Source organism: Actinomadura sp. GC306 (assembly GCF_004348665.1).
In the GTDB taxonomy this organism is placed as follows: domain Bacteria; phylum Actinomycetota; class Actinomycetes; order Streptosporangiales; family Streptosporangiaceae; genus Spirillospora.
This window is the reverse complement of the sequence record NZ_SMKM01000402.1, coordinates 1-4,190: the sequence shown is the minus strand read 5'-3', so window position 1 is coordinate 4,190 and position 4,190 is coordinate 1. Positions and strand designations below refer to the sequence as shown.

The window sequence follows — 4,190 nt, the reverse complement described above, 5'->3', positions numbered from 1 at the left end:
CGGGGGCGGGGGGTCATAGGGCGGCGGCCGCGACGGCGACGGCGGCGCCCACCGCGGCGACGATGATGATGACGGCCGCGGCGAGGGCGGCGGTGCGGGCACGGCGGCGGGGTGCGCCGAGCCGTGCGAGGCGATGGGCCAGCCGCGGGTCGTCCTCGCGCAGGCGGATCTCGATCTGGGTGAGGATCCGCTGCTCCTCCATCGACAGCGCCATGCTCATACCTCCGGGGGGTCAGGTGATGGATTCCTCCCCGCGGAGCATGATCATTATCCCTTGGGGGCGGTGACCGTCACCCCGCGGGCGGGGGCGCTCTGGTGGTGGCGGCGGTCCAGCGCGGTGACGTAGTAGGTGTAGGTGCGGCCGGGCCGGGCGGCGGGGTCGATGATGCCGCCGCCGCGGACGTCGGCGATGAGGTGCGCGGGGTCCACGGGCGCGCAGCCGGGGCGTTTGCCGTCGGCGCGGTAGACGGCGTAGGACGCGGCGTCGCGGGAGGGCCGCCAGGTGACCTTGATGCCGCCGTCGTGGGGTTCGGCGGCGGTGTCCTGGACGGGCGGGGGCGCGTCGCCGCCGGTGCCGGCGGGCCGCAGGGCTGGGCGGCGGTAGTGGTCCTCGCGCAGCCGCGCGGCGAATCCGCGGCGGTTCTCGGCGATGTCGGAGGCGCTGAAGTACACGTCGCCGCGGACCCGCGGGTACTTGTCGTTGAGGGTGAGGTGCCGCGACAGCTCGGCGGGATCCTTCCAGGCGGCGTCGGCGCCGACGCGGTAGGCGCCCTGCCCGATGGTCAGCTGCACGTCGGTGCCCTCGACCTGGCGGGACCACCAGGCGACGAGTTCGGCGTAGTCGGCGCGGGGGTCGCCGATCGGCCAGTACAGCTGCGGGGTGATGTAGTCGATCCACCCCTTCTTGATCCATTTGCGGGTGTCGGCGTAGATGTCGTCGTAGCTCTGCAGGGCGCGGGTGTCGGACCCGGCGGGGTCGCTGGTCCTGTTGCGCCACACCCCGAACGGGCTGATGCCGAACTGGACCCACGGCTTGGCGTCGTGGATCTTGCGGGACAGGTCCTCGATGAGCAGGTCGACGTTGCGGCGCCGCCAGTCGCCCTTGTCCGTCCCGCCGCCGTGGGCCTTGTAGGTGGCCTGGTCGGGGAACTCGCCGTCCTCGGGGTAGGGGTAGAAGTAGTCGTCGAAGTGGACGGCGTCGATGTCGTACTTGCCGACGACGTCCATGACGGCCTTGGTGGCCAGTTCCCGCACCTGCGGGATGCCCGGGTCGTACCACATGCCGCCGCCGTACTCGCGGACCCAGCCGGGGTTCTTGCGGGCGGGGCTCTTGGGGTCGAGCGCGCCGAGGTCGTCGTGGCGGGCGATGCGGTAGGGGTTGAACCAGGCGTGGAACTCCAGGTTGCGGGCGTGGGCCTCCTTGAGCATGAAGTCCAGGACGTCGTAGCCGGGGTCCTTGCCCTGCGTCCCGGTGATCCACGACGACCACGGCTCCAGCGGGGAGTCGTAGAACGCGTCGGAGTTCGGGCGGATCTGCACGAACACCGCGTTCATGTTCATCTGCACGGCGGTGTCGAGCAGCCGGCCGAACTGCTTCTTCTGCTCGGCGGCCGGCGCGCGGGGATCCTTGGGCCAGTCGATGTTGCCGACGGTCGCGATCCACATGGCGCGCAGCTCGCGCGCCGCGGAGTCGCCGGGCGCGGGCACGTCGGCGCACTCGGCGGGCGCGCCGGCCGGGACGGGCGCGCGGTCGGTGCCTGCGCGCTCGCCGGCGCCGCCGATCTGGGGGATGCCGCAGCCGGCCAGCGCCCCGGCCGCCATCGCCGCCGTGAGTGCCGCCGCCACCGTCCGGAACTTGGATCGCCACATAGCGCGCCCATTGTTACCCACGCGCGGCGATGCTGCGTACGGAACCCGCTCCGCCCGGTGGTGCCCGTGTGGTCCCCGCCCGTCCCTTTCCGGGCCGCCCCGCGTTGCGATCTTCGAACACACGTTCCATACTTGCGGCACGTTCTCCATCGGTCACATGTTCGAGAGGAGCCGCGCGTGCGGTGGGACCATCTGCGGCTGGACGCCGGCGACGCCCCGGGCGCGCCGCCGCCGGACGCGCCGCTGATCGAGCGCCGCGCGGTCGCCCGCACGATCGACACCCCCGAGTTCCGCGGCATGACCTTCTACGAGGTGCACGCGAAGACCATCGTCAACAAGGTCCCCGAGGCGTCCCGGGTGCCGTTCCGCTGGACCGTCAACCCCTACCGGGGATGCGGCCACGCCTGCACCTACTGCTTCGCCCGCAAGACGCACGAGTACCTGGATCTGGACTCGGGGGCCGACTTCGATTCGCGGATCGTGGTGAAGGTCAACGCGGCCGAGCGGCTCCGGGCCGAGCTCGCGGCGCCGCGGTGGCGGGGCGAGCACATCGCGATGGGCACCAACGTGGACTGCTACCAGCGCGCCGAGGGCCGCTACCGGCTGATGCCGGCGATCCTCGCGGCGCTGCGCGACGCGGCCAACCCGTTCTCGATCCTGACCAAGGGCACCCTCATCCTGCGGGACCTGCCGCTGCTGCTGGAGGCCGCCGAGCGCACGCGGGTGAGCGCGGCGGTGTCGGCCGGATCGGTGGACCGCGACCTGGCGCGGCTGGTGGAGCCGGGCGCCCCGCCGCCCCGCGCCCGCCTGGAGACCGTGGCGGCGCTGAACGACGCCGGCATCGGCTGCGGCGTGCTGATGGGCCCGGTCATCCCCTACCTGTCGGACTCCACCGCGCAGCTGGACGCGGCGGTCCGGGAGATCGCCGCCGCCGGCGCGACATCGGTGTCGGCGATCACGCTGCACCTGCGGCCGGGCGCCCGCGAATGGTTCCTCGGCTGGCTGCGCGAGCACCATCCCGGCCTCGTCGCCCCCTACGCCCGGCTGTACCGCGGCGGCGCCTACGCGCCCAAGGAGTACCAGGACGCCGTCTCCGCCCGGGTGCGCGCCCTGGCCGCCGAGCACGGCATCGCGCCCCGCGCCGCCGCTCCCGCCGCATCACCCTCGCCGCCCCCGCCGCCGCGCCAGCTGTCCCTGCTCTGACACCGCCCGCCGGCTCGGCCGCCCCGCGGGCTGCGGAGCGCGCCGCCCGCGCGGGTCTCAGCGGAGGGTGGACAGGCCGCCGTCGACGTGGACGACCTGCCCGGTGACGTAGGACGCGCGGTCCGACAGCAGGAACACCGCCACCTGCGCCACCTCCCACGCGGTGCCCTGCCGCCGCATCGGGATCAGCCCCGCCACCCGGTCGCGGCTCTGGTTCCCCGCCGAGGCCGCGCGCCCCATGACAGTGTCGATCAGGCCGGGCGCGACCACGTTCGCGCGGACGCCGCGCGGCGCGCCCTCGGCCGCGATGTGCCGCACCAGCCCCTCCAGGCCCGCCTTGGACGCGTCGTAGGACGGCGACCGCGACCCCGGCTTGGTCCCCGCCAGCGACCCGACGAACACCAGCGCCGCGCCGGCGTCCAGCGCGGGCATCGCCGCCTTGCCCACCAGGAACGGCGCGCGCAGGTTCACCTGCTGGACGCGGTCCCAGTCGGCGAGCGCCGTGCCCGCCAGCCCGTACCCGATGCCGATCCCGGCGTTGAACACCACCCCGTCCAGCCCGCCGAGCCGCTCGGCCGCCTGCGCCACCACCCGGTCGCACGACGCGGGGTCGGTGACGTCGGCCACGGCCACGCACGCGTCCCCGCCCTCGGCGGCGATCATCGCGGCGGTCTGCCCGGCGGAGCGCTCGTCGACGTCGGCGCACGCGACGCGGGCGCCCTCCCGCGCCGCCGTGACCGCGATCGCGCGGCCGTTGCCGGCCGGCGGGTCCGGCTCGTCGCTGGGGCGCGTCCCCGCGCCGACGACCAGGATCCGGCGGCCGCGCAGCGACCCGCCGGACAAGGAGGAATGCGGGGAGGGATCGGGCATGCCCGGCACCGTAGCCCACACCGCACGCCCTCGCCCAGACCCGCCGCACCCGCCGGCGGGCTATGGTGCGGGCCATGGGCGAGAGCACGGCGGCACCGGTCGTGGTCGACCGCGGCGCGGGGGCCGGCGGGGAGCTGGTGCTGCGCCGCGCCGGCGCGCACTACGAGATCATCAGCAACGGCGTGTTCCTCATGGACACCCGCGGCGGCGCGTCCGAGCGGCTCCTGGTCCGCGCCGCCGTGCAGAAC

General features: G+C 74.7%; 4 protein-coding genes and 1 pseudogene. 2 read left to right on the top strand and 3 right to left on the bottom strand.

The window, feature by feature from the left end; translation table 11 throughout:
* Positions 1-13: 13 nt before the first annotated feature.
* Both E1200_RS31670 and E1200_RS31665 read right to left on the bottom strand, forming a co-directional pair.
* Positions 14-214: a DUF3040 domain-containing protein gene (locus E1200_RS31670; protein ID WP_131956081.1), complete on the bottom strand. Its 201-nt coding sequence runs from the start codon at positions 212-214 to the stop codon at positions 14-16.
* A 53-nt stretch (positions 215-267) separates the two neighbouring features.
* Positions 268-1,869, bottom strand: coding sequence for a family 10 glycosylhydrolase (locus tag E1200_RS31665; protein ID WP_131956079.1), 1,602 nt, complete (start codon positions 1,867-1,869; stop codon positions 268-270).
* A 177-nt stretch (positions 1,870-2,046) separates the two neighbouring features.
* Here E1200_RS31665 and E1200_RS31660 point away from each other — a divergent pair, with 177 nt between their 5' ends.
* Positions 2,047-3,072 carry an Rv2578c family radical SAM protein gene (locus E1200_RS31660; protein ID WP_131956077.1) on the top strand — a complete coding sequence of 342 codons (1,026 nt, stop codon included), beginning with the start codon at positions 2,047-2,049 and terminating at the stop codon, positions 3,070-3,072.
* Positions 3,073-3,129: 57 nt separating this feature from the next.
* Here E1200_RS31660 and E1200_RS31655 read toward each other — a convergent pair whose 3' ends face one another.
* Positions 3,130-3,942: an SDR family oxidoreductase gene (locus tag E1200_RS31655; RefSeq protein ID WP_131956075.1), complete on the bottom strand. Its 813-nt coding sequence runs from the start codon at positions 3,940-3,942 to the stop codon at positions 3,130-3,132.
* A gap of 74 nt (positions 3,943-4,016) precedes the next feature.
* On the opposite strand from E1200_RS31655, the pseudogene E1200_RS35080 reads away from it, so the two are divergent.
* Positions 4,017-4,190: pseudogene (locus E1200_RS35080) on the top strand (spermidine synthase); the annotation flags it as partial.

Bases quoted from the DNA above. Each gene is read 5' to 3' on its own strand.
- E1200_RS31670 (WP_131956081.1), bottom strand. From the start codon at position 214: ATGGCGCTGTCGATGGAGGAGCAGCGGATCCTCACCCAGATCGAGATC.
- E1200_RS31665 (WP_131956079.1), bottom strand. From the start codon at position 1,869: ATGTGGCGATCCAAGTTCCGGACGGTGGCGGCGGCACTCACGGCGGCG.
- E1200_RS31655 (WP_131956075.1), bottom strand. From the start codon at position 3,942: ATGCCCGATCCCTCCCCGCATTCCTCCTTGTCCGGCGGGTCGCTGCGC.